The sequence below is a fragment of the Actinosynnema sp. ALI-1.44 genome (assembly GCF_001984155.1).
Taxonomy (GTDB): domain Bacteria; phylum Actinomycetota; class Actinomycetes; order Mycobacteriales; family Pseudonocardiaceae; genus Kibdelosporangium.
On sequence record NZ_MTQO01000054.1, the window covers coordinates 1,242,384 to 1,265,132 of the forward strand.

Here is a 22,749-nt window from a genome sequence, read left to right on the forward strand (position 1 = left end):
GATGTATGAGGAACTGTTGCGCCGCAACAATTTTCACACCAGCAGCACTCGCAGCTGGGAAGCCATATCCGGGATCGGGTGGCACGAGCCCACACCGTCGGAGCTGTCACTGGCCGCCGTGCGCACCCTTTCGGTCGTTGTCCCGGCCTACAACGTCAGCTACTGCCTGCCGGCCGTGCTCGACGCCCTGGAAGGCCAGCACCACCGGTACAGGTTCGAGGTCATCGTTGTCGACGACGCCAGCACCGACACCACGGCCGCCATCGCCGCCCAGCACCCGGTCGTCACCACGGTCCTGCGGCTGCCAGAACGCGCGGGCGGGGCCACCGCACGCAACCTCGGCACCGCGCTCGCGCGCGGGCAGACGGTGCTCTACCTCGACGCCGACATGGTCCTGCCCCCACACGTGATCACCGACATCGCCGCCCGCGCCACCGACACCACCGTGCTCGTCGGGTTCCGCCACAACCTCCCCTACGACCTGCACCAGGGCGGACGCGGCGTCCCGGCCGACCATCCCCACCTCGCCGCAGACCATCGAGTCGTGTGGCGGCCCCCGGTCGGCCGCCCGTTGCTCTATACCGGCATCACCCTGACCAAGCGCCTCGACGGCCGCCCGCTGGACCACACCCGCGACTTCGTCGATCTGGGCTATGGCCAGCGCTATGTCGACTGGGACCTGCCCCGCATGGTCGTCACCTGCCTCGTCGCCGTTCCACGCGCCGCCGTCCTGAACGTCGGCGGGTTCGATCCCGAGTTCGGGCGGATCGGCTGGGGCTTGGAAGACACCTACCTTGGCGCGTGCCTGATCGCCGCCGGGCTGCTGGTGATCCCGCTGCGGCAGGTCGTTGGATTCCACCTCGATCCACCCGACGCCGACGAGCAATGGCAACGCAAGCTCGCCACCTGGCCCGACACCCTCGCTCGCTACTGGGACCTGATGCGGCGGCCTGCCCCGGCCGGCCGCGCCTGCTCATTCACCGCCGCGATGACCGAGCTGCTGCGCACCTGCGAGGTACTGCGATGACCTCACCTGCACTAGCGACGGTTGCCAACACCGAATGCCGCCACGACGGCACTGACCAGAAAGAAGACGCTGCTCGATGATCGACCCGATCTCCCTCGCGGTGGGCGCTGGCCTGTTCGGCGCAGGGCTGCTGGTCGGCACACTGACCCGCCGCCAATCCGCCGCAGGCATCACCCCGAAACCGATCTGCGGCTGCTCGCACGGATTGGAACAGCACGACCCCGACACCAAGGAGTGCCACGGCCAGATCTTGCACAAGGACGCGCGCACCAAGGGCGGTTCCTGGATCGGCAACCAGTGGGTGCCCTGCACCTGCCGCCAGTACGTCGGCCCGAAGCCGTTCGAGGAGCTGTACGCCCCGCCGCTGCTGCCGCCGCAGGACATGCCATGACAGAGCCACGCATTGCCCCAACGCGCACTTTCGCGGCGCGCCCACACAGCACCGGGCTCGTCGTGCATGATCCGCTGACCGGGCTGACCCACCGCGCAGGGACCGAACTCGCCTCCGGCCGTGTCCGACTGTCGGACACCGACGTCGCCTCCTTGCCTGAGATCCACCCGGCAGCCATGCAGGCCGACGTGCCCATCAGCGTGTGCTGGTCGCCCCTGGTGCGCTGCAATCTCGCCTGTCCTCACTGCCTGGACGACAAGTCCGTGCCCGAACTGGCCCGGCCCGACCGCTACCGCATCGCGCACCTGCTCGCCGAGTCCGCGGTCCTGGGCGTGGACATCTCCGGTGGCGAACCGCTGCTGCTGCGCGAACTGCCCGTGCTGATCGACATCCTCGTCGCGGGCGGCAGCGCGGTCAGTGTCACCACCAACGGAACACACCTGGCCCGCCGCGCCGAAGCCCTCGCCGCCCGCGTGGACGCCGTCCGCATCAGCCTGGACGGCCCGGACGCCGAACGCCACGACCACTGGCGCGGCACAGGCAGCTTCGATCGCGCCGTCGCCGGAATCCGCGCGGCGGTAGCCCACGGCATCCCGACCCAGATCCAGACCGTGCTCCTGCGCTCCACCGCGTGGGCCAGCGTCCGGCCGATGGTCGAGCTGGCAGCCGCGCTCGGCGTGTACGGGGTGACCTTCCTGCAGATGCTCCCCATCGGGGAAGGCGCCGTGCTGGCCGACGCCGAGCAGCTGACCGACGACGAGGCCACCGAACTCCTTGCCGAACTGAACACCACCTCGGCTGTACCCGTTCGCCTGCGCACTCGCGAGGCGGCCGGGGGTTTCACGGTGATCCGCGCCGACGGTCACGTGTGGCGCAACCAGCCGGACGCACACGCCATCAACTCCCTCCGCCCACTGCTCAGTATCAACGACCTCGCACTGACGGCACGGGACGGCTCGGCATGAACGGCTCCTCGAACGGTCTCGGCGTAGTCCAGCGGCGGGCACGCACCGCGCCACGGGAGGCCAGGCGATGAACACGCCCACGAGCGACCAACTCGACCGCTTCGCACGGGTGCTGGGCGACCAGCTGCGAACTGCGCGGAAGGAACGCGGCTGGACCCGCAACAGATGCGTGCCGAGATAGGCGCCGACGACGAAGACGAGGTATCCCTGCAAACCCTCGCCACCTACGAACTCGGCACACGCCGTATCTCCGTCGAGCGGCCGGTCGAACTGTGCCCTGTGCTGAAGCAGCGGCCGGACACGCTGTTGCTCCGCGCGACCACCCTCGCGTTCGGCAGTGATCACGACAGTCCAGTGACAGTTGACCCGTCGGCCCTCGCGCACACGACCGATCCCCGGCTGCAGCCTCTCCAGCGATGGGCCAGGGTCCGCGCCCGCCAGTGCCCAGGAGGACGAACGCCTGTCGAAGAACTCGACATCCACGCGCTGACCGCACTCGCCGGGATCGCCGGATCCACTGTGTACGACCTCGTGCAAGCCCTGCGTGATCTCCGAGGCGCTGAGGTCCCAGACCACCCCGCTGACGCGAATCCCTTGCTCCTCAACGAATGGACCTCGCATGACCAACACAAGCCGTGTTTTTGAGCACCGCCAGATCTGGCGCTTGACTCCGAACGCCCTCCGCGAGGCCACCACGCTGCTGGCCGGCGCGATCCTGCGCGATCACCAGCCGGTCCAGCACGTCATCGGCATCGCCAACGGCGGCGTCGCGCCAGCCCGCATGATCGCCTCCACACTCGAGGTGAAAGCCCGCACGGTCCGCGCCCGCCACAACACCGGCGACGCGACTTACCAGCAGGCCACAGGCAAGGTGACGGTCGACCTCGACCCGCTGACCCGCGCACTGAACGGTCAACGGATGAAAGGCAGGGTGCTGGTGGTGGACGACATCTGCGGCAGCGGAGCCACACTTCGGCGTCTCCGGCACGACCTCGCACCCTTGCTCAGCCCGAGCGCGACGATGCTGACCGCGGTCCTGTGCCTCAACACCGGGGCGGCCACGCTACCGGACTACTCGATCTGGACCGTCTCGGACTGGGTCGTCTTTCCCTGGGAGAAGCCGCCCGCCGACCACGACACCACACCGCTGCCACGCCCGGAGGAGGTCCTCCGCCATGCCTAACCAACCCCCGTTGACCGTCGCGTTCGTCCTGGCCTCCTATACCCCGAACGCGCCAGCCGGGATCGAACGCGCCACCGCCGCCCTCGCCCACGGACTGCGCCAGCTCGGCCACCGCAGCCTCATCCTGACCGCCGCTCCGATCGACACCCCGGACGACAACGTGGTGAGAGTGTGCTCGGTGGGCGTCGATTTCCCCTGCGACGATGACGAATTGCGCGACGCGATCAGCACCCACGGGCAAGACGTCCTGCTCGCCGCCGAACTGTGCGAGCTGTACCGCAAGCACCGGGTCGACGTCGCCGTCTACACCGACGGCTTGTGGGGCCTCGGCCGAGCCGCGCCGGTCAGCCGGGCGCGCTCGGTACTGGCCATGCACGTCGTCGGCCACGACCAAGACCTCGCGCCCGCCCTCGAACGCTCCGATCTCGTGATCGCACCGTCCCAGACGGTGCTCGACCAGGCACACGATCGCGGCTACGACACCGACCATTGGCAGATCGTGCCCAACGCCCTGCTCCATGACCACGCACCACCACCCGAGTCACGACGGGAAGCGCTGCGACGGCACGGCCCGATCCGGATCCTGGCCCGGCTCGGACCGGAGAAGAACATCCGGACCTTGCTGGACGCCGGGCGCCTGGTCGACAGGACAATCGAGGTGATCGTCGGCGAGGCCGGATTCGAGATCACCGCCGGCGGCCAGGCGACCGAACTTGACCAGTGCCGCTACTCGGCGGCCCACCTCAAACTCGGCACCATCCACGGCGACGCCCTCGGCTGGCTCCAGGTGCCGCCCTGGCTCGCACAGGCTGCGGTGGTCATCGTGCCCTCGCTGCGCGAGACCTTCGGACTGGTCGCGCTCGAGGCCATGAGCGTCGGCACCCCGGTGATCGCCTTCGACGTGGGCAACCTGCCCACCTTGGTCGGCACCGGCGATGGAGCTGGCGGGGTGATCGTCCCCCGATCGGGGGGCGAGCACGGCCTCTGGCGCGCCGCCGAGCACCTGCTCGAAGATCCGCTACGCTACGCCGAACTATCCAGGGCTGCGTACTACCGCTCGCGGGACTATCTGCCCACCACAGTCGCCGAGACATTCGTAAAGGCGGTGCGGTGATGCCTGCTGGCGTCCCTCTGCTCCTGGTTGACGGTCACAACCTCCTCTGGCGCGCGGCCTTCGGATTCCCCGCCGCGATCCTCTCCCGCGACAAGGCCCGCGACCTGACCGCGGAGTTCGGGTTCTTCGCCCTCCTGCGCGTCGCCATCCGCGAAGAACTGCCTGAGCCACCCGAAGTGCTCGTGGTATTCGACGGCGAACACGGCGCCACCGAGCGCAAGGACAGCGACGCCGACTACAAAGCCAACCGCGTCCTCGACGAAGCCGCGCTCAAACCCTTGCGCGCGATCCCGCACGTCCAGCGGGCACTGACCGACTACGGCATCGCCTGGATCGAGATCGACACCGCCGAAGCCGACGACGTGATCGCCACCCTCGTCAAGGTCACCCGTAACCAGGCACCCGAGCGGCAGGTGCGGATCATGTCCGGCGATCGCGACTTTTACCAACTCGTCGACGACCGGGTCCACGCGCTCAACACCGTAATGAAACGTGGCCGACGACACATCGGCCCGGCCGAGGTCGTCGAACGCTACGGCGTCACACCGGACCAGTGGCCCGACTTCTGCGCGCTGAAGGGCGACTCCGCCGACAACATCCCAGGGGTGAAGGGAATCGGTGAAGGCACGGCAACCAAGCTCCTGGCCGGCGGGCTGCACCTCGACCAGCTTCTCGCCTCCGGACGGCTGACTGGGGCGAAGAAGACCAAAGTCATCGACGCCTGGGAGCAGGTGCTCGCCTGGCGCGACCTCATCCGGATGCGCACCGACCTCGACCTCCCACACCACCCGACCGGCCACCCCACGCGCGAGCTGCCCAAGCCGGCCGACGTCATCGAGAAGCTCGGGCTCTGGTGACTGCTTCGCCGTTCACCGCTCCGGCGTCGGTGCTGACCGTGATGGCACACCCCGACGACGCCGAACTCTGGGCGGGTGGAACCCTCGCCCGTTGTTCCGCCTCCGCGGCCGCCGTCACCATCGCGATCCCGCACCACTCCGACCCAGTGCGGGATGCCGAAGCAGCGGCCGGAGCGGCGATCCTGGGGGCCAGGCTGTACCAGTACGACCAACCCACCGTGACGGCCCTGCGCGAACTGCTGCTCGCCGTCCGACCCGAGATCGTCATTACCCACCCCCTCCGCGACATTCACCCCGACCACCGGAATCTCGCTGAAACACTCGTCGCCGCCCTGCCTGACGTCGTCATCGCCACCGGCCACCCACGCCGCGTCTACACCGCCGACACCTACAACAGCCTCACCGCCGACGGCCCCGTACCCGCACACACCACCATCGACATCACCGACACCTACGAGATCAAGAAACGCGCGCTCGCGGCCCACACATCGCAGCCGATCAGCGACCACTTCGGTCCCATGGCCGAGACCCTCGCCCGGCTATGGGGCTCCCGAATCGGCGTGCGTTACGCGGAGAACTTCGTACCGGTGCCCATCCTCGGTCGCCTCCCGGCGGCATCGACATTGTGACCAGGCTCCGACCGGGGGGTTCCATGCAACCCCTGTGACCTGCGCATACGTGAGATGTCGGTACGATGCGCCGATGACTGACGGGGTGGTCTGCTGATGGGCGGGTCGGTGAGTCCGCTGGCCGCGTACCGCCTGGCCGCTGGCTTCACGCAGGAGAGCCTCGCCGAGCAGCTGAGTATCGACCGCGGCACCATCGGCCGTTGGGAACGGGGTACCCAAGTACCCCAGCCATGGCAACGACCGGACCTCGCGACGAGCCTGCGGATCTCCCTCGCTGAACTCGACGACATCCTGCACCGGACGAAACACCAGACCGACTCCAGGTCTGCCATCCCGACGTCGAGCAAGTCCGCTTCAGCGGACGTACGGCGCAGCCAGCAGGAGTGGCTCCGCGTGCGGAACGCGCCAGGGGTGCGAGGTCGCGAGCTGACCGAGCTGGCGGCCTGGCTCTATCCGGAATCACAACGGGCACCTGGCGGCCACGTGCTCGCAGGCTCCGGCTGGCTGCTTGAGCAGCCAGTTCCCTTGGAATCGGTGCGGCTGGTGTGGTCGGACCAGCAGCGGCCGACTCGCCCGTTGGGATCGTTGGAGCACGTCCTTCCGCTGACCGAGCGGGGCGAGCTGTACGCGGGCTACAGCCGAGCGGTGCGCGACCTCGTCCGACCACGGCTGTTGGAGAACCGGCTGAGCTACCGGCTACTTGGCCTGCAGTCCGATCACGGACTGGCCCTGAGCTTCGGGACCACCACCTTCTTCGAGGTATTCGACATCAAGCAAGCCCTCGCGCACGAGTTCAAGGCCGCATGGCTGGCCTCGAACCGCTCAGTGCCTGACTGGAACGACCTTCCTCTGCGCGCGGCGATCGGTGACCCTTTCGACCCTCAGCAGCTGCTGATGTCGCCGGGGATCAGCACGCTGACCATCCGGCGTGACAGGTCGGACGGTCAGCACCAGTTCGTGCTGCACGAGCGCGACGGCGGAAAGGTCGCGGACGGCGGCGGCCTGTGCCACGTGATGCCAGCCGGTGAATTCCAGCCGTCCTCGGTCGATCTGGCCGACGTGCGCAACGACTTCTCGTTGTGGCGCAACATCATGCGCGAGTTCTCCGAGGAGTTCCTCGGAAACCCCGAGCACGACGGCTCTACCTCCCGACCGATCGACTACGCATACGAGGAGCCCTTCCGATCATTCGATCGAGCACGCGCCGAGGGTGGGCTTCGACTCTGGCACTACGGCCTGGCGATGGAGCCCTTGGAGCTCGGGGCCGTCCAGATGACCGTGGCCGTGGTCGACGACGTGGTATTCGACCGATTGTTCGCCGACCTTGTGGACATCAACGACGAGGGACGGGTGATCGGCCGCGGCGGGCGAACCGACATGCCGTTCACTGTGGAGGCCATCGACCGGCTTGGCCCCCGGTTGTCAGCCAGTGCACTCACCTTGCTCCGCTTGGGCTGGCGTGATCGAGAACAGCTACTGGGTGATTGAGGCACCGTTGATCTACATTGGATGATCGATGCAGTGTGCGCGACGACAACGGAAAGCCTAACCGTCGCAGCACAAGCGCCTCGCTACCTGTCGGTTCCTCGTTGGTCTGTCAGCGGATATCTCGGGCCCGCGGTCGATGACTCGCTGCGCCGGTGGGACCGCCGACGGTGCAACAGGTCACGGCCGCCTCACGACCGCGCGGCGGGCATGGTTGCCGTGTTTATGGTCAGCATGGGAACCCGAGCGCGGTGAGGTCGGTCCAGGTGTGGACGCCGGTGGCGTTGACGATCATCAGCACATCGACGTAGCGCTCCCCGTGGGGCCCGCACATGTCCTTGCGGGCCTGCGCGAGTGATCGACTGGCGATCCATTGCTCCAGTCCGTGCTTGGTGCTGTGGTGGAACTGGGGCCGACCGAGGCCTCCAGGTTGACGACCAGGACATGTTCGAACCCCGGTGGTGAGTTTTCCGGCTTGCCGTTGAGGGTGTCGCCCTTGAGACCGTTGAGCTGCTTGGCGCCGTCGATCATCCGCGCGCCGACATTCTTGAGCACAGACACGGTCTTGACCTGCGCGGAACATCGTATCGTCCGGCCGTTTGCGGTGCCGGTGTAGATCAGGTCGGCTTGGTAGTCCGTGTCGCGGTCATCGTCCACATGGGCGCCCGGCCTGCGGCGGACCCCCATGCGTCTGCTGATCCTCGTGGGCTGCGTGACAAATCGGACATGCTTCAGCTTCGCAGTCCTCATGTGGCCCGCTGGATATTCCGGGATGATGACTTGGGCAGTACGTCCGTCCTGGACGAGAGTGCTGATGTATACGCGCTTCTGGAAGCCAACGGTGCTGACGGATACCTGAGACCGATTCACTATTTTGGGCATGCTTATTACATTTCGCCTCGGCGGCTGGAACTCGCCCAAAGGGTCGCAAATTTCCCCTCAACCAACTGTGACCGCGGAGAGTGCTCGGGCCATTGCTCATCATTCTTCGCGTTCTAGGCGTGCTGTGATCTCCCGGGAGGCTGAGTTGCGGGCGGTGTCGTGGATGGACGGACAACCGAGGGAAATCGAGACACACTGCCTACCCCGGGCGGTGACGTGCAGCTCTCGTTCGGCTGCGGTTCTGCGTGTAGATGACCCGGACTGCCCTCGGCCCGTAGGTGATGCAACCCCGATGAGCAACGCGGCCGACACCTCGGCACAGGGGCGAGCATGTGTGACACGTCACGCTGGGTGCGGCCGGTAAGTGTCGAATGACCAGCCGGAATCTATGCTTTGCCAGATCAAGTTCACTATGCGTGTTCCTGCGCGTTTTCAGACACAAGAAAGCAGGCTTCATCATGGCTCAGAAGGTCGTCGTCCAACTCGTGGACGACCTGGACGGCACCACTTCGGACGACATCACTACCGTGACGTTCGGCATCGACGGTGTCAGCTACGAGATCGACCTCACCGACGCCAATGCCACCAAGCTACGTGAGCAGGTCCAGGAGTTCGCCGACAGTGCTCGCCGTACCGGTGGCCGCGCCAAACGCGGCATCGTCCCCATCGGCGCCAAACCGCAAGCCAACCGCGAGCAGACCAAAGCGATCCGCGACTGGGCCCGCCAGAACGGCTACGACCTGTCTGACCGTGGTCGCATCCCGGCTACCGTGATCGAGGCCTTCGACGCGGCGCACACCAGCGTGAAGCGAAAGTAAGACCACTCACCGAGGCGAGCCCTCCGTGACGATCGTTCTCCTCGCTGGCCGGGTGCGATAGGCCCGCAGTCCCCGGCGCCGACCGAACAGTAGACCGAGTTGCTCGTGGCCACTCCCGCCGAGGTGTCGCGTTATGGGCGATGGCCTGAGGCGCGGAGCGCTGCTTCCAGTTCCGGATACCGGTAGTAGCTGTCGTCGCCGCTGGCCCGGGCTTGGACCGCGGGGAGGAAAGTGACGAAAGCTGTTGACTGGCCGACGCCCAGGTCCGGCGCCGCGCCCGACGACATCCGCGGCCCCGGGCCGGGAGCCGAGGCCGGGGGAGTATGGGCCTGCACGAGACACCGGGAGACGGCGCACAGCTCTGTCGGAAAGGCACTTGGCCGCAATCGTCGTCGTTCGGTTGGCGGTAGCCCACGCCCAGGGTGCCTTGCCACCGTCGATGCGAGTGTTGCCAGCAACCGTGGAGGCGTTGCGTGGAGAATCTTTCGTTCGTGTGGCTGGAGATCACCGGTACATGCCAACTCACCTGCACACATTGTTACGCGGACTCTGGCCCGTCCGGCACGACCGGGGCGATGACCGTGCAGGATTGGGCGCGGGTGATCGACCAGGCGGCGGGCCTGGGGGTCGGCATGGTGCAGTTCATCGGTGGTGAGCCCACGCTCCACCCGGGTCTGCCTGATCTCATCGCCCGAGTACTCAGGCACGGAATCCGCGTTGAAGTGTTCACGAATCTGGTGCACGTGTCGCCGCGCATGTGGGAGGTCTTCGCCCAGCCAGGTGTCCAGCTGGCGACGAGCTACTACACCGACCAAGCCGAGCAACACGAGGCGATCACCCGCGGCCGCGGCAGCTACGGCCGGACCAAGGCCAACATTGCCACCGCGGTACGCCGTTCGATCCCGCTGCGGGTAGGCGTGATCGACGTGCACGACGGCCAACGGATCGAGCAGGCACGCGACGAGCTCACAGCTCTGGGAGTGCGGGGCGAGGTGCGTGTCGATCATCTGCGCGGTGTCGGCAGGGGAGCGGGCAGGCGCCGACCGGACGTGGACCAGTTGTGTGGACAGTGCGCTCGGGACAAGGTCGCGGTGTCACCCACGGGCGAGGTCTGGCCGTGCGTGTTCTCCCGCTGGCTGCCGGTAGGCAATGTCCGCCGCGACACGCTCGCCGACATCCTGACCGGAGCGTCGATGGCCGAGACGACGGAGAATCTGGCCCGGCGGTTCGCTGGCCGGGTGAGGGCGGCGTGTGACCCGCAGTGTGGCCCGAACTGTGGCCCGGCGTGCCATCCGTCATGCTGGCCCACGGGCGCCGGGCCGTGCGGTCCGAACGGCGGGTGCCAACCGAACTACGACTAGGAACAGGAGCAGGTGAGTGTTCGTCAGCCGCGCGCACGTCCCCGACGGGCTACGCCCACCACATTTCCGGCAGTGGCCCTACACGGTGCCCGCGGTGGCCGAGGTGGTCGAACGCGGCATCGAATTCACCCATCCGGTGACGTTCCTGGTCGGGGACAACGGCTCGGGCAAGTCGACGTTGGTTGAGGCCATCGCTGAGGGATTCAAACTGGACGCCCGCGGCGGGCGCGCGGCACGCAAGGCAGGTGCCGCGGACACCACCAGGACACCTCTGGGCGAGGTTCTGCGATTGGAGACCACCGCCCAGGGCGCCCGGATGCTGGCCGGTCCCCGGCTGAAGAGGAAGGGTTTCTTCCTGCGCGCCGAGACCGCGTTCAGCATGACCGAAAGCCTGGGCGGTGTACCGGGCTACTGGCAGGAGAACACGGCCGAGATGAGCCACGGCGAAGGATTCCTGGCCGTGTTCCGGTCGATGTTCCGCGAACCGGGTTTCTATGTGATGGACGAGCCGGAGTCGGCGTTGTCGTTCACCGCGTGCCTGCACTTGGTCGCATTGATGCACCAGCTCGGCGAGTCGGGAGCGCAGGTGGTGTGTGCGACGCACTCGCCGATCCTGGCCTCCACGCCGGGCGCGGACATCATCGAAGTGGGCGAGCACGGCTTGCGGCGTTCCAAGTGGTCGGAGCTGCAGCTGGTTGATCACTGGCGCCGCTATCTCGACGACCCCGCCGCCTACCTGCGCCACCTCACCGACTCATGACCGATTACCTCGCGCCCGAGGAACCGGTCGACGGTGACGCGACGTTCCGCAACTTCCAGCGGCACAACGCCGCCCGGGCGGCCGAGCACTTCGCGGTGACGGTGACCGGGCCACCGGTGTTCGGTTGGCGTCTGCGATCGGTCGGCGTTCCGGTCTGCGGCGACCGCGGCGAGTGCTGGCTGCGGGTGGTATCCGAAGAACCCCCATGGGCGCAGGGATACGCGTGGACGGGCAACCGGGACGCCAACGCCATCACCACCATCACCAAGCCCCGGGTGCTAGACGTCGTCGAGTGGTCCGAACACGGCTGGCGCGACCAGCGCGCGGAACTGATGACCCGGTTGCTGGGCGAACCGTGCTCGCCCAGCGACGTCCTGTGCACGACGGTAAATGTGTCGAACGAATGGTGGTCCACCCTCCAGCAGTCACTCGACCTGCTCGCCGTCACGCCGACCGAGCGCGTCCACGCCGACCGGGCACGAGTCGACGACCGGATCCGTGGCCGGTTCGGAGACAACGTCGACACCACCGTCGCTCGATGGGCCACCGCGCACGGCGACCTGCACTGGTCGAACCTGATGCGGCCCCGGTTCGGCGCGCTGGACTGGGAACTGTGGGGGACAGCGCCTGCGGGAACCGACGTTGCGACGCTGCTGTGCTACAGCCTGCTCGTTCCCGACATCGCCGCACGCATCCGTGACCAGTTCGCCAGTGTCCTCGACAGCCCGAGTGGACAGGTGGCGCAGCTGTATGTCGCTGCCCGACTCCTGCGTCGCATCGACGGCGGCGACTATCTCGACCTCGCCGAGCCGCTGACCCACCATGCACACGCGCTGTTGGCGTCGTGACCCGACAGACCCTCGAACAGTCGGCCACTGGTGCCGAGCGTCTCGCCGGAGTATGCGTGCAGGTCGTGGTGACCTTTCAAAGGATGGATCGCTGCTCGCACGCGGATACGGCGGTGCAAGTGGTGTTCCGTGCTGCCACCGATGCGCGCTGTCAGGTCGATATGGAAGTCACCGTTCGGCAAGGCCGGTTGTCGAGCACTCGGGGCTCAGGCGCCGATCATGTGGATTGCCTTACGCGGTTCAAAGCCTGAGGAGCGACCAGGGATCATCCGCGCGGTAACGATGCGAAGCCACACACCGTTCCGCAGCGACGGCCCGTCGACCGATCGAGCAAGCGACCCAGCTTGAGCCCGCGGTGAGTCCGTCTGAATCAGTGCGACATTGTCAGGCAGAGGTACGAAGGTGCTCTGGCAACTCGGTCACGATGGCGTTGGCCGGGATCCAGCGGATGCTGCGGTTCGCTGACGTGGACCTGGCGGACGGGATACCGATCGTGGACATTAAGCCGTACGTGACGGCATTCGACCGGCCGCCGGGGAGACACGATCGGGATGGATCGGTGAGGTCTGCCTTGAGTAGGGTGCCACTGGTTTGGTCCGTCAGATTCGACCGCGTTTCTCGGGGGCAACCGACCGCACCCGGTTCGGCAGGGAGGCTTGTGTTCACGAGATTCGACCGCGCCGCTTCCCGGCTCGTGAGGCGGGCACATTCCGGTCTTTCTTGATCCTTGCCGCCCTTGCCGCCCTTGCTGGCGTGAAGGTGTAGGTCGGGTCGTGTTGTTCGTCGGGTGTCGCGGGACCACCGCGCGTCCGGCGGATGGACCACCACCATCAGATGAGCTCTCAAAGAGAACATGTTCCAGACCTGCCCTGCGGGGCGATCATGGCGACGGGTTAGCGAGTATCCGCCTTTCGGCGTGGGTGGGTCAGCCGGGCTCAGCGTTGGCCCGCTCCGGCACGCGGAAGTCGAGGGCGAAACAGCCGGTGGCGCCGTCCTGGGTGCGTCCGATCCACACGGGGTACGCGTCGTGTCCTGCCATAGCGGGTCGCCTGAACGGATGAAGGAGACCGGCCGCCCGTCCCAGGCGAGGCGGCCGGTCTCCTGTCACAGCCCGGCTACTTGGGCAGGGTGTTGGTCCATTCGGCGGTGACCTATGCGCCGGCCGCGTCGGCGACCTTGTTCCGAGCACCGTCCATGGAGACGTGGACCGACGTCCTGTTCACCCGTCCGGTCGCCGGGTCGACGACGAGTCGCCCGCCGCCTTCGGGCAGCGAGAGCCCCTGCCCACCCGGCACCTCACCGAGGCTGTGCACACCCGGGTACGACGCGATCCACCAGGCCGCCCCGGTCGACGGCGAACGCAACCCGCTGCTACTCACCCAGCGCCAGGCCGAACCCTTGCCGTTCAGCGTGGCGATGTGCAGATCGGGGTTGTGCACGGTGACACCGGCCGGCGGCACGATCGTCAACGTGCTCTGCGCGTACCTGCGCATGCCCTACACCCTGCCGGACGCGCACCTTCCCGAGGACGCCGACGACACGGCACGGGACGTTCAGGAGCAGCGGGTGCAGGAACGGGAGGTTCGCCTTACCGCGCAACGTATCCTCTCCACCCGCCTGTACCCCGGCCGGAACCCCGACCACCCTCACGAGACGTTCTGGGCGAACATGAACCTTGACCTGACCGGCGCCACCCTCATCGACTTTCACCCCATAGGCTGCCGCATCAACATCGGCAGGTTCGACGGCGCGACGTTCACCGGGACCACCAGGTTCGATGACGCGACGTTCACCGGGCATGCCTGGTTCGAGCACGCGACGTTCACCGGGGAAGCCCACTACCCTGACGCGACGTTCAACGGGAGGGCCATGTTCAGCCACGCGACGTTCACCGGGGACGTCTGGTTTAACCGCGTGACGTTCACCGGGACGGCCTGGTTCAGCCGTGCCACGTTCGCCGAGGGCGCCTTCTACATCGACACGACATTCGCCGGAGACGCGTTGTTCAACGCGACGTTCACCGCCACCACCAACTTCGACGGCGCGACGTTCCACGTGTTGGTGCCGCCGAACATCAGGCGGTTCATGGGCAGGCCACCGCAGGACTCCAACACCTAAGCGTCAAGTCCGGACGACGGATCAGTCACGCTCGACGGATATGCCGAGCGAGTAGGCAGGCGCTGTCACGGAGCTGAGGGTACGTCCGGCTGCGCGGTGGGCTCGCGGTAGGGAAATGCCGTTCTCATTGAGACTGATCATGGCGATTTCACGGTGAGACAACGAAGAAGGCCCAGGTCGCACAAGATCAACATGTCGCGCGCGGTGGGACCCTACACTGGTCCGGCGTCACCATTGCGCCGAACGAGGGACATGACGGATTCTGGCTACGGCTTACGGTCACCGACCAGCGCGTATGCTGCATCAGCGCGCACCCTGACGCCGTCCCGAGGATAGTCAACCCGATCGGAGGGTACTGGCGTCCAGCGCTGGTCGACGGCGGCTCACTGGTCTATCTCACGGCTTGCCGGATGGAGACCGGCGACGGTGTGCGTTGGGAGTGGGCGCGATCGGCCACGGCTCAGCCGCCGCCGAGCTGACCGAGCACCTGTGTGACGAGGCCCGAGCCTGGTCTCCCGAACGCGATCACTACGAGCCCGGGCTGGTCATCTACCCCCGCAGACATCCCGGGCAGCGAGCTTGGACGCTCCGTTTTCGAGAAGACTCACAGCAGGTTCGTGTTCACCTACGACTGCGTCTCCGAGTGACCCCGACGGGGTACGGCACCAACCGACGAGGCAGACCGGTCTGGTCTCATGGGGGAATGGTCAGCGCGGTGGTGTTCGACGTGGGTGAGACTCTGCTGGACGATTCACGTGAGTGGCGTGCGTGGGCCGACTGGGTGGGGGTGTCTCCTCATACGTTTTCGACCGTGCTCGGCGCTGTGACGGCGGCGGGCCGGGACAACGCCGAGACGTTCGAGTACTTCCGCCCCGGCTTTGACTTGGCCCGTGAGCGACAGTTGCGGGAGGAGGCCGGGCGCGGGGAGCAGATCGACGACAGCGATCTGTACTCGGACGTACGGCCCAGCCTGGCGGCCCTCCGCGCGGGAGGTTTGTGGGTCGGTGTCGCCGGCAACCAGACCCCGCGAGCTGCTCAGTTGCTGCGGGCATTGGACTTGCCCGTGGACTACGTCGGCACGTCCGGCGAATGGGGTGTGGCGAAGCCGAACCCCGGCTTCTTCGAACGGGTCGTCGGGGTCGCACCTGGCGCGGCCGACCAGATCGTGTATGTCGGTGACCACCGCGACAACGACGTGCTGCCCGCGAAGGCGGCCGGTCTCCGTGCCGCGTTGATCCGGCGTGGCCCATGGGGGTACCTCTGGGCCGACGACCCGGTGGTGAGGGATAGCGCCGATTGGGTGATCGACTCGCTCGCCGAGCTGCCCGCCCTTCTGCTTGATCGGTAGCCCGGCAGCCGTCAACGCGCGCGAGCCCAGGCAGCCAACTCCGACAGGCGGTCATCTGGTGACCCGTGGGTTCGCAGCAGCGCTGACAGCGTCTGCCGAACCTGGGGGTGCTCGCGAACGTGCTGGGGGGCGACCCGACGGGCGGCTTCCAGCCCGAGATAGGCGTCCTGGTGGTGGCCGAGGCGCAGCTGGGCGCGGGCGAGGTCGATGTAGTAGTGCGAGCGCCGTTCGGCAGGGAGATGACTTGGTGGGTGCCAGGATGCCGCTCGCTCCACCGCCGCTGGGCTGTCGCCCAGCTCGACGGCGACCGCGAGCTCGTGGATGCGTACCGACGCCGGTCCGAAGGCCGTGCCGAAGTAGACACCTTCAGGCACCTGCCGGGCGGCTCGATGAGCCTCGCCGAGGTGATCCCACGCGGCGTCGGGCTTGCCAGCGCGGCCGGCGACGACAGCGGCTCGCATGTGCAGGGCACCGAATGCCGCGGCGGAGGACGCCGACGCGCTGAGGTCAGCCGACAGATCGTCCGCCGCGGCCATCAGCAGCCGCGAGGCCGACGCCAGGTCGCCAGTGGCGAAGAAGGTTTCGGTGCGCACGTAGGCGACGGCGGCCACCAGCAGCGGGTCCGCGGCTGCCAGAGCGGACACACGCATGAGGTCGATGATGCGGCCCGAGAGGTCGAGGTGAGGTGGGCCCGGAGCGCGGTGCTGGCCTTGCGGCCAGTCCGTTTCTCCGGACCTCCTCCCGAACCCGGCGTGCCCATTGCTGAGCACCGGGCTCTCCACAAATCCCGTTGCGTGTCTTCGGGTCCTCAGCCCTTTGATGGCCAGGGACTGGGGATTGCCGTTCCTCGATATCGGTAGCGTGTTGTGCCGACCGTCACGGGGTTGAACAATCGTCCCTTGTCGCTGGTTGGCCATCGTGCGTGATCACAATAGAGTCGGAACACGGTCTTCCAGGTGATCCGGCGGTGTTTGCGCCGCGCCCAGCGCATAACGGTCCACCACGTGTAGTGGGCCAAGTACTGGAACGTGGCGTAAGAGACACCGGGCCGGAAGTAGGCGCACCATCCCCGCAGAAGCGGATTGAGCTTATGCAGAAGGAACGGTAACGGCAGGTTGACGCTCTTGCGGCACAGTGTCTTCACCTTGACCATCACCGACCGGAGGGCCTTTTTGGACGGATAGGTGTAGACGTAGTGCTTCGTGGTTCCTCGCTTGCGATGACGTTGGATGCGCCACCCCAAGAAGTCGAGGCCCTCGTCGATGTGGGTGATCTTTGTTTTCTCGACCGACAGGCGCAGACCCATCGGCGCGAGAACCTCGGCCACCTCAGCCCGCATACTCGCTGCATGATCACGAGTTCCGCTGACCATGACCAGGAAGTCGTCCGCATACCGGACCAGCCGATAGTTGGCTTTCCCTTGCCGTCGACGGATAAATCGTTGCTTCGGGGTCGAGTTCGCCCCACCCGCGATCCCGGCGATATGTTCGTCCAGGACCGACAGAGCGATGTTCGCTAATACGGGTGAGAGAATGCCACCCTGCGGGGTGCCAGTGTGGGTGTCTCGCGACGCGCCATCCTGCGAGAGGATACCGGCTTTGAGAAACGCCTTCACCAGAGCCAGAACACGCTTGTCCCCAACCCGACATCGCACTCTGCCCATTAAGGACGAGTGCGAGATCTCGTCGAAACACGCCGTGATATCGCCTTCCACCACCCACTCATAGGAGTGCTTGGCCAGGAAGCGAGTCTCAGCGACTGCGTCATGGGCCCGGCGATTCGGGCGGAACCCGTAGGAACACGGGAGGAAGTCCGCCTCAAAAATCGGTTCAAGCACCAGCTTCAAGGACGCCTGGACCACCCGGTCGGTCACGGTCGGGATCCCGAGACGACGCAGCTTGCCGTTCGCCTTGGGAATCATCCGTTCCCGCACCGCAACCGACCGGAAAGTTCGGTCCTTCAGCAGCGACCGAACTCTGTCGAGGAAGACCTCGACGCCCAGTTCCGCTTCCACCGAGTAGGCGGTCCTGCCATCTATCCCGGCGGTGCGTGCGCCCTTGTTGCCCCGCACCCGATCCCACGCAACCAACAGGAACGCGGGGTCGGCCACGAGGTTGTACAGATCGTCAAACCTGCGTTGAGGATCGTCGTTCGCCCAACGGTGCAGTTTGGTCTGGATCTCCCGTACCCGGTGCTGCGCCTGTATTACAGCGTAGTCCAGTTCGTCGGTATTCACCCACGACCCTTCGGGCATTCCAGCATCCTTCCCTGCTGACTTGCTGGCCTCCTTCGCCACGTACGCGCCTCTCGCGCGCTCGGACTACTACGAGGCCTCCGCCCCACTACGCATCCATCGGCTGGCAACGAGCCTTTCCCACCCACGGGCAGGCTGCCCGACAATGGGAGAACACGTAATGGTTCCCACGTTCACCATGCAATCGGTCGGCCAGGGAGGCACCCAGCTTTACCCCGGCAGCATCACCACACCTACGCCGCAGTCCTTCGACGTGGTCTCCGGAAACACTCGGCTACATCGTTCCCGGAGTCGGAACCACGGATACACAGGTTCCGCGCACTGCACACCGGCCCAGATCCGCCAGGTTCGAGCCGGCACAAGCCTTACGGGGCTTCAATCACTGGTTCGCTTTCGCTGTACCTTCTGGCCTTGCTTGCCGGACCCGCACCGTCTGGCAGTGCCGACACGTCCCGGCGTTGTCGGGGCCGCTTTCCGCCCGTCCCAGCGTTCCCTGGTCCAGACTGCCCCCAGCTTCTATCCTGTTGCTGCGACAACAGAACGGTGAAGGTCTCTCACCTCCACCCGATCACACAGCGCTTCGTGGCGCACGTAGCCGAACTTGTAAGCCACGCCGTCGGCCGCCCGAAGGGCGAGGGTCAACAGCATGGAGGCGTCGCGCACATCGGGACAGGCATCGGCCTGTGCCCGCGCCAACTCGGAAATCAGGCTGGGCAGACGCCACGCCATCTCGTCATAGCGCGCCTGCAGACGGTGCTCGATCATTCCTGCGACCTCGGCCGCGAGTTCGAGGCAGGAACGGGTCGATCGGTCGTCGGGAAAATCGATGCTGTCGAGCGCCCGCCGCAGTCGCGGGATGGCGGCGTGCACCGCGTCATCACCAGAGAACACGTTGACCAGTCCCGGCTGGCGGTCAGTGGGAGGCGGGGAGAATGAAGGACCGGGCGTCGGGAATGGCTGGGGTGCGGTGGATGTACTTGCGTGCCGTTTCGTTCGCCGGAGCAGATCGTCGAGATGATCTAGGCTGATGTCCAGCGCTGTGGCAAGGTCGGGACGTTGCCACGGTTGGGGAGACTGCACACCGCGTTCCCAGCGGCCGACGGTGGTTCGGTCGACACCCAGCTTGTCGGCGAAGATCTCCTGCGTGTAGCCAGCGGCATGGCGGCGGTCGGCCAACGGGCTGAACCGTTGAGTTGCCATCTCCTCACTTCCTGGTGTGCGGCTGTCACGCTACTCGCTCGTTTAACCCTGTTCACGAGGGTCAACGCCGCATCAGCGCCTCATCGGCGCTCCACGTGCGCTCTGGTGGTCGACGGTAGCGGGCGATCTACTGGCGTTCGACAACACCGACACCGTAGCGGAACCGGGGAGCCACGATTCCTGTCCCGTTCGTATTCGGCAACTGTTCTCCCGGACATGAATCACTCCTTGGCAATGTCGCGCAACAACAACGTCGTGGTGAAAGCGGGATCACCATGAGCGCCACCGGGACGCACCGCAATGCCCACTCCCGCAGGGTGGCACCTGTTCGCCTCGCCGTCGGTGTACTCGAGGCGCATCGGTGACCGAGCCTCGCGAACCGAGCTGGAGGATCTCGGCAGAGCCCTGCTGCTCGACGAGCAACGCGGCGACCGCCGCAGCATCGCCCTGCGCCATCGACGGATCGGCCAGGCATACGCCCACCCCGAGATCGCCGATTTCCCTGAGCCACCTGGCACCTGCGCGAAGCCGCGACCTGATGGAGGCCCTGGGGGACGAATCAGGCCACGTCCGAATGATCACCTACCTTGCGAGGTCCACGTCGCGCCCCAGCAGCCGGACGCCGCGCTGTTCACCCTGCACCGGATCGGCAACACCTTGGCGTCCTGCGGTTCATCGCGCTACCGAGGCCACGCCAACACCGTCATGGGCCGGGCGCACACCCAGCTCGGCAACGTCGTGGAGGCTGATCGCTGCTACAGCAACGCGCTGGGCCTCTTCACCGACGCGGGACCGGGCGCGGCAACTGATCGCGAGACAGTCCTCAGACTCAGGGAAGAACTCGGTGAGATGACGGCGCAGGTCGCGTATGGACACTTCCACTGTGGAAAAGCGAACACGGAAGGAATTACGAGCGAATGATCATCCCGATTCTGGCGATCCTCTACATCGGCGTGGCTGTAGGTATCGGCGCTGTCGTCTGGAGCCGCACTCGCGGTACCTGGTCCGCAGGGAAGCTCAGCTCCCATATCGCCCGATGCGTGGTCCTCACGGTCGTCCTCGGGGTGCTGTGGCCGGCGTCCGTGCTCATCGCCTTCGCCTACGAGTTCCCGGCGGCCCGCGAGGTCATTGACCGCCTCGTCTTCGGTCCCACGGCGAACGGCGACGCCTGACCTGGAAGGCGGCCGATCGTGACCCCAGCAAAGAAAGTCAAGAAGGGGAAGCAGATCAGAGGTTCCGCGCGGACCCGGATGCGCGCGGATTTGAAGAAGAAGTACGAAAAGGGTGCCAGCATCCGCGCCTTGGCGAAGCTGACTGGCCGCTCGTACGGCTTCGTACACCGGATCCTGGCCGAGTCTGGCGTCCAACTGCGGGCGCGCGGCGGCGGCCCTCAACGTCGGCTCAGCCAGACCACAGAGGCAGTACGCTCACGTCGGCAGATCGGAACCGAGTAGATGGCGAGAGGAACTCTGCGCGGCTACCGGTGGGGGCACACCACAGTGGAACCCGACCGCTACACCGGGCCTGTCGCGCGAGTGACCGTCCAGTTCGCGTGCAAGCGCGGGCACGAGTTCACTGTGCCCTTCGCGCCGGAGGCGGAGCTGCCGACGAGTTGGACCTGTCGACAGCATGGCGTCGAAGACTGTGCCCGAATCAACGCCGCTGCCTCCGCCTCGGCGGTGGCCAAGGGCAAGCCCCCGCGGACACACCTGACGATGCTGTACGAACGACGCAGCGTGGCCGAACTGGAGCTTCTGCTCGCCGACACACTCGCGGCAATCCGTCGACAGGGAGGCGCACGACCGGGGTCTGTGCAACTTGGGGATAAGAAGTATTCGTTCCGCTACGACGGCTGACCGGTCCCGCCCAGCTGGGCTACCTTTCGGTCCTGACCGGGTGAACACCTGTCGCGCGTCAACGCTGACGTTCATGCTGCTTCGCAGGTCAGCTCGGTCGACGCCCCATCCACGCCGCATCGACGCCGCACGCACGCTCTGGATAACGATGATCACCCGTCGTTGACTGGACCGGACTGCGGCGGAAGGCACCTCCTTCCCCCCTCGGTCTTCCGCCGCAGCCACACCCAGTCTTCACTGGTGAGTACGCGCGTGCGGAACGCGCTCGTGGTGAAAGGATCCGGCGCTCACGATGCACGGCACGGCGACAACCGAACACGCCACCGCCTACCCGGCGAACCTCGTGACGGATGGTCCCGCGCCGACAGCCCACCAGATCGCCATCGAGCACACCTTCGAAACCGCGCACCGCCTGCCACACCTGGGAGGCAAGTGCACCAGCCTGCACGGACATTCCTGGCGGGTCGCGGTGTCGGTGATCGCCCCGACCCTGAGCGACGATGTCACCGTCGTGGAGTTCGGCGCCCTCAAAGCCGGAGTCCGGCAATGGATGGACACCCACCTCGATCACGGCACCATGCTCGGCGTGCACGACCCGCTCGCTGCGCACCTTCTCGCAGCGAAATGCAAAGTCTTCCGCTTCGGCGCTAATGGCAACGAGACGGTCAAGGATCCCGAGCTGCTGGCCACCGATTTGGCCTGGCCGACAGTCGAAGCTGTCGCGGTGTTGCTGCGTCGTGTGAGCCAGGCCGTTCTCGCCGCACTGCCCTGCGCCCCCGATGCACGTATCGGCCAGGTATTCGTGCGCGAAACCCATCTCAACACCGCGACCTACGGGCCGGTGGACGCACCGTGAAGCTACCCGCTATGTCCGATATGGACCAGTACGTTGTCGTCGACGAAACGTTCGGCCCGACCTTCCAAGGCGAGGGATCGAGCGCCGGTCGCTACGCGCATTTCATCCGACTGTTCGGCTGCCGCCTGTCGTGCGCCTGGTGTGACAGCCCGCAAACCCATGACGCCACTCGCTGCGACGTCGCTGCCGAACAGCGAATCCTCTCGATCGAGGACGTTACGTCCTGGCTCGCCGCCGATCCGGCCGGCCTGCTGGTCATCACGGGCGGTGAACCACTGCTGCAGCCGCACGTCGTGGGGCGGTTGCTATGCGCGATCCGCGAGCGTGCGTTGGCCACCGACATCGAGATCGAGACATCCGGCGCCATCGCGCCGGCGGACATGATCACCTCGGCGGTAACACGGTTCAACGTCTCGCCGAAGCTCGCGCATTCGGGCCTGCGTCGCCATCAACGCATCCGCCCCGCAGTGCTGCGTGGCTTCGCCGACAGCGGGAAAGCCATCTGGAAATTCGTCGTCCAAGAGCTTGACGACCTCGACGAGATCCAGGACCTAGTCGACACCTACGGCCTTCACCCGGTCTGGGTCATGCCGGAGGGCACGGACAGCGCCACCGTCCTGGCGCGGATGCGGATGCTGGCCGATCCGGTGCTGGCACGCCGCTGGCACCTGTCGACCCGGCTCCACACACTGCTGTGGGAGAACGACCGTGGCCGCTGACATCACCACAACCGAGTTCGCCGGCAGGAAGCTCGCGCCCCGGCGTTGCTCGCCACCCCAGACAACTCCTAGCGACAG

The 22,749-nt window shown here is 66.5% G+C and carries 27 protein-coding genes; 22 read left to right on the forward strand and 5 right to left on the reverse strand.

The window, feature by feature from the left end; genetic code table 11:
• Position 1 precedes the first annotated feature (1 nt).
• From ALI144C_RS52580 to ALI144C_RS52620, 9 genes are all read left to right on the forward strand, one after another.
• Positions 2–1,027, forward strand: a complete 1,026-nt coding sequence (locus ALI144C_RS52580) for a glycosyltransferase (RefSeq protein ID WP_237774760.1) — start codon at positions 2–4, stop codon at positions 1,025–1,027.
• A 76-nt stretch (positions 1,028–1,103) separates the two neighbouring features.
• On the forward strand, positions 1,104–1,418 hold the full coding sequence (locus ALI144C_RS52585; RefSeq protein WP_076994736.1) for a hypothetical protein: 315 nt from the start codon (positions 1,104–1,106) through the stop codon (positions 1,416–1,418).
• 62 nt (positions 1,419–1,480) lie between these two features.
• Entirely contained in the window at positions 1,481–2,383 is a 903-nt protein-coding gene (locus ALI144C_RS52590; RefSeq protein WP_237774730.1) for a radical SAM protein, read from the forward strand.
• Between the two features lie 165 nt (positions 2,384–2,548).
• Positions 2,549–3,028: an XRE family transcriptional regulator gene (locus ALI144C_RS52595; RefSeq protein ID WP_237774731.1), complete on the forward strand. Its 480-nt coding sequence runs from the start codon at positions 2,549–2,551 to the stop codon at positions 3,026–3,028.
• On the forward strand, positions 3,003–3,566 hold the full coding sequence (locus ALI144C_RS52600; RefSeq protein WP_076994738.1) for a phosphoribosyltransferase: 564 nt from the start codon (positions 3,003–3,005) through the stop codon (positions 3,564–3,566). Before ALI144C_RS52595 ends, ALI144C_RS52600 begins: the two co-directional genes overlap by 26 nt.
• Positions 3,559–4,680 (forward strand): glycosyltransferase family 4 protein, encoded by a 1,122-nt coding sequence (locus tag ALI144C_RS52605; RefSeq protein WP_076994739.1) that lies wholly within the window; start codon positions 3,559–3,561, stop codon positions 4,678–4,680. The genes ALI144C_RS52600 and ALI144C_RS52605 overlap by 8 nt, the downstream gene beginning before the upstream one ends.
• A complete protein-coding gene (locus ALI144C_RS52610) occupies positions 4,680–5,537 on the forward strand; it encodes a 5'-3' exonuclease (protein ID WP_193441299.1) in 858 nt (285 codons plus the stop codon). Before ALI144C_RS52605 ends, ALI144C_RS52610 begins: the two co-directional genes overlap by 1 nt.
• Positions 5,534–6,166: a PIG-L deacetylase family protein gene (locus tag ALI144C_RS52615; RefSeq protein WP_076994740.1), complete on the forward strand. Its 633-nt coding sequence runs from the start codon at positions 5,534–5,536 to the stop codon at positions 6,164–6,166. Before ALI144C_RS52610 ends, ALI144C_RS52615 begins: the two co-directional genes overlap by 4 nt.
• A 96-nt stretch (positions 6,167–6,262) precedes the next feature.
• On the forward strand, positions 6,263–7,654 hold the full coding sequence (locus ALI144C_RS52620; protein ID WP_076994741.1) for a helix-turn-helix transcriptional regulator: 1,392 nt from the start codon (positions 6,263–6,265) through the stop codon (positions 7,652–7,654).
• 291 nt (positions 7,655–7,945) lie between these two features.
• On the opposite strand, the gene ALI144C_RS52625 is transcribed toward ALI144C_RS52620, so the two are convergent.
• The gene (locus ALI144C_RS52625) at positions 7,946–8,338 is read right to left on the reverse strand and encodes a hypothetical protein (RefSeq protein ID WP_076994742.1); all 393 of its coding nucleotides are present in this window, start codon (positions 8,336–8,338) and stop codon (positions 7,946–7,948) included.
• A gap of 653 nt (positions 8,339–8,991) precedes the next feature.
• Between ALI144C_RS52625 and ALI144C_RS52630 the strand changes: the two genes are divergently transcribed.
• From ALI144C_RS52630 to ALI144C_RS59305, 5 genes are all read left to right on the forward strand, one after another.
• Complete coding sequence (locus ALI144C_RS52630) at positions 8,992–9,351, forward strand: histone-like nucleoid-structuring protein Lsr2 (protein WP_076994939.1); 360 nt, start codon at positions 8,992–8,994, stop codon at positions 9,349–9,351.
• Positions 9,352–9,842: 491 nt separating this feature from the next.
• On the forward strand, positions 9,843–10,712 hold the full coding sequence (locus ALI144C_RS52635; RefSeq protein WP_237774761.1) for a radical SAM/SPASM domain-containing protein: 870 nt from the start codon (positions 9,843–9,845) through the stop codon (positions 10,710–10,712).
• Positions 10,713–10,728: 16 nt separating this feature from the next.
• Entirely contained in the window at positions 10,729–11,472 is a 744-nt protein-coding gene (locus ALI144C_RS52640) for an AAA family ATPase (RefSeq protein ID WP_076994743.1), read from the forward strand.
• Complete coding sequence (locus ALI144C_RS52645) at positions 11,469–12,320, forward strand: aminoglycoside phosphotransferase (RefSeq protein WP_076994744.1); 852 nt, start codon at positions 11,469–11,471, stop codon at positions 12,318–12,320. The genes ALI144C_RS52640 and ALI144C_RS52645 overlap by 4 nt, the downstream gene beginning before the upstream one ends.
• A 448-nt stretch (positions 12,321–12,768) precedes the next feature.
• Positions 12,769–13,044, forward strand: coding sequence for a hypothetical protein (locus ALI144C_RS59305; protein ID WP_168211564.1), 276 nt, complete (start codon positions 12,769–12,771; stop codon positions 13,042–13,044).
• Between the two features lie 427 nt (positions 13,045–13,471).
• Here the strand turns inward: ALI144C_RS59305 and ALI144C_RS56495 are convergent, their stop codons facing one another.
• A complete protein-coding gene (locus ALI144C_RS56495) occupies positions 13,472–13,813 on the reverse strand; it encodes a hypothetical protein (protein ID WP_193441303.1) in 342 nt (113 codons plus the stop codon).
• Between ALI144C_RS56495 and ALI144C_RS53885 the strand changes: the two genes are divergently transcribed.
• Positions 13,791–14,438 carry a pentapeptide repeat-containing protein gene (locus ALI144C_RS53885; RefSeq protein WP_168211565.1) on the forward strand — a complete coding sequence of 216 codons (648 nt, stop codon included), beginning with the start codon at positions 13,791–13,793 and terminating at the stop codon, positions 14,436–14,438. The genes ALI144C_RS56495 and ALI144C_RS53885 overlap by 23 nt on opposite strands.
• 703 nt (positions 14,439–15,141) lie before the next feature.
• Positions 15,142–15,786, forward strand: a complete 645-nt coding sequence (locus ALI144C_RS52665; RefSeq protein WP_076994747.1) for an HAD family hydrolase — start codon at positions 15,142–15,144, stop codon at positions 15,784–15,786.
• 11 nt (positions 15,787–15,797) lie between these two features.
• On the opposite strand, the gene ALI144C_RS52670 is transcribed toward ALI144C_RS52665, so the two are convergent.
• The 3 genes from ALI144C_RS52670 to ALI144C_RS57045 all read right to left on the reverse strand — a co-directional run bounded on the left by ALI144C_RS52670 (position 15,798) and on the right by ALI144C_RS57045 (position 19,240).
• Positions 15,798–16,436, reverse strand: a complete 639-nt coding sequence (locus tag ALI144C_RS52670) for a hypothetical protein (protein WP_076994748.1) — start codon at positions 16,434–16,436, stop codon at positions 15,798–15,800.
• A gap of 158 nt (positions 16,437–16,594) precedes the next feature.
• The gene (gene ltrA, locus ALI144C_RS52675; RefSeq protein WP_202819247.1) at positions 16,595–18,082 is read right to left on the reverse strand and encodes a group II intron reverse transcriptase/maturase; all 1,488 of its coding nucleotides are present in this window, start codon (positions 18,080–18,082) and stop codon (positions 16,595–16,597) included.
• Positions 18,083–18,556: 474 nt separating this feature from the next.
• Positions 18,557–19,240 (reverse strand): helix-turn-helix transcriptional regulator, encoded by a 684-nt coding sequence (locus ALI144C_RS57045; protein WP_076994749.1) that lies wholly within the window; start codon positions 19,238–19,240, stop codon positions 18,557–18,559.
• A gap of 300 nt (positions 19,241–19,540) precedes the next feature.
• On the opposite strand from ALI144C_RS57045, the gene ALI144C_RS52685 reads away from it, so the two are divergent.
• The 6 genes from ALI144C_RS52685 to ALI144C_RS52710 all read left to right on the forward strand — a co-directional run bounded on the left by ALI144C_RS52685 (position 19,541) and on the right by ALI144C_RS52710 (position 22,671).
• Entirely contained in the window at positions 19,541–20,161 is a 621-nt protein-coding gene (locus tag ALI144C_RS52685; RefSeq protein WP_076994750.1) for a hypothetical protein, read from the forward strand.
• Positions 20,158–20,412, forward strand: a complete 255-nt coding sequence (locus ALI144C_RS52690) for a hypothetical protein (protein WP_076994751.1) — start codon at positions 20,158–20,160, stop codon at positions 20,410–20,412. Before ALI144C_RS52685 ends, ALI144C_RS52690 begins: the two co-directional genes overlap by 4 nt.
• Positions 20,413–20,430: 18 nt before the next feature.
• On the forward strand, positions 20,431–20,694 hold the full coding sequence (locus ALI144C_RS57050; protein ID WP_168211566.1) for a helix-turn-helix domain-containing protein: 264 nt from the start codon (positions 20,431–20,433) through the stop codon (positions 20,692–20,694).
• Positions 20,695–21,096: an RNA polymerase-binding protein RbpA gene (locus ALI144C_RS52700; RefSeq protein WP_076994753.1), complete on the forward strand. Its 402-nt coding sequence runs from the start codon at positions 20,695–20,697 to the stop codon at positions 21,094–21,096. It begins immediately after the preceding gene.
• Between the two features lie 292 nt (positions 21,097–21,388).
• Positions 21,389–21,952 (forward strand): 6-pyruvoyl trahydropterin synthase family protein, encoded by a 564-nt coding sequence (locus ALI144C_RS52705; RefSeq protein ID WP_083754131.1) that lies wholly within the window; start codon positions 21,389–21,391, stop codon positions 21,950–21,952.
• Between the two features lie 11 nt (positions 21,953–21,963).
• A complete protein-coding gene (locus ALI144C_RS52710; protein ID WP_168211567.1) occupies positions 21,964–22,671 on the forward strand; it encodes a 7-carboxy-7-deazaguanine synthase QueE in 708 nt (235 codons plus the stop codon).
• Positions 22,672–22,749: the final 78 nt, after the last annotated feature.

Coding starts and splice junctions, on each gene's coding strand:
- ALI144C_RS52710 (WP_168211567.1), top strand. CDS start 21,964: ATGTCCGATATGGACCAGTACGTTGTCGTCGACGAAACGTTCGGCCCG.
- ALI144C_RS52600 (WP_076994738.1), top strand. CDS start 3,003: ATGACCAACACAAGCCGTGTTTTTGAGCACCGCCAGATCTGGCGCTTG.
- ALI144C_RS52700 (WP_076994753.1), top strand. CDS start 20,695: ATGGCGAGAGGAACTCTGCGCGGCTACCGGTGGGGGCACACCACAGTG.
- ALI144C_RS52595 (WP_237774731.1), top strand. CDS start 2,549: ATGCGTGCCGAGATAGGCGCCGACGACGAAGACGAGGTATCCCTGCAA.
- ALI144C_RS52630 (WP_076994939.1), top strand. CDS start 8,992: ATGGCTCAGAAGGTCGTCGTCCAACTCGTGGACGACCTGGACGGCACC.
- ALI144C_RS52625 (WP_076994742.1), bottom strand. CDS start 8,338: ATGGGGGTCCGCCGCAGGCCGGGCGCCCATGTGGACGATGACCGCGAC.
- ALI144C_RS52705 (WP_083754131.1), top strand. CDS start 21,389: ATGCACGGCACGGCGACAACCGAACACGCCACCGCCTACCCGGCGAAC.
- ALI144C_RS52610 (WP_193441299.1), top strand. CDS start 4,680: ATGCCTGCTGGCGTCCCTCTGCTCCTGGTTGACGGTCACAACCTCCTC.
- ALI144C_RS52690 (WP_076994751.1), top strand. CDS start 20,158: ATGATCATCCCGATTCTGGCGATCCTCTACATCGGCGTGGCTGTAGGT.
- ALI144C_RS52620 (WP_076994741.1), top strand. CDS start 6,263: ATGGGCGGGTCGGTGAGTCCGCTGGCCGCGTACCGCCTGGCCGCTGGC.
- ALI144C_RS52605 (WP_076994739.1), top strand. CDS start 3,559: ATGCCTAACCAACCCCCGTTGACCGTCGCGTTCGTCCTGGCCTCCTAT.
- ALI144C_RS52670 (WP_076994748.1), bottom strand. CDS start 16,436: ATGCGTGTGTCCGCTCTGGCAGCCGCGGACCCGCTGCTGGTGGCCGCC.
- ALI144C_RS52580 (WP_237774760.1), top strand. CDS start 2: ATGTATGAGGAACTGTTGCGCCGCAACAATTTTCACACCAGCAGCACT.
- ALI144C_RS52685 (WP_076994750.1), top strand. CDS start 19,541: ATGCCCACTCCCGCAGGGTGGCACCTGTTCGCCTCGCCGTCGGTGTAC.
- ALI144C_RS52665 (WP_076994747.1), top strand. CDS start 15,142: ATGGTCAGCGCGGTGGTGTTCGACGTGGGTGAGACTCTGCTGGACGAT.
- ALI144C_RS56495 (WP_193441303.1), bottom strand. CDS start 13,813: ATGCGCAGGTACGCGCAGAGCACGTTGACGATCGTGCCGCCGGCCGGT.
- ALI144C_RS59305 (WP_168211564.1), top strand. CDS start 12,769: ATGCTGCGGTTCGCTGACGTGGACCTGGCGGACGGGATACCGATCGTG.
- ALI144C_RS52585 (WP_076994736.1), top strand. CDS start 1,104: ATGATCGACCCGATCTCCCTCGCGGTGGGCGCTGGCCTGTTCGGCGCA.
- ALI144C_RS57045 (WP_076994749.1), bottom strand. CDS start 19,240: ATGGCAACTCAACGGTTCAGCCCGTTGGCCGACCGCCGCCATGCCGCT.
- ALI144C_RS52645 (WP_076994744.1), top strand. CDS start 11,469: ATGACCGATTACCTCGCGCCCGAGGAACCGGTCGACGGTGACGCGACG.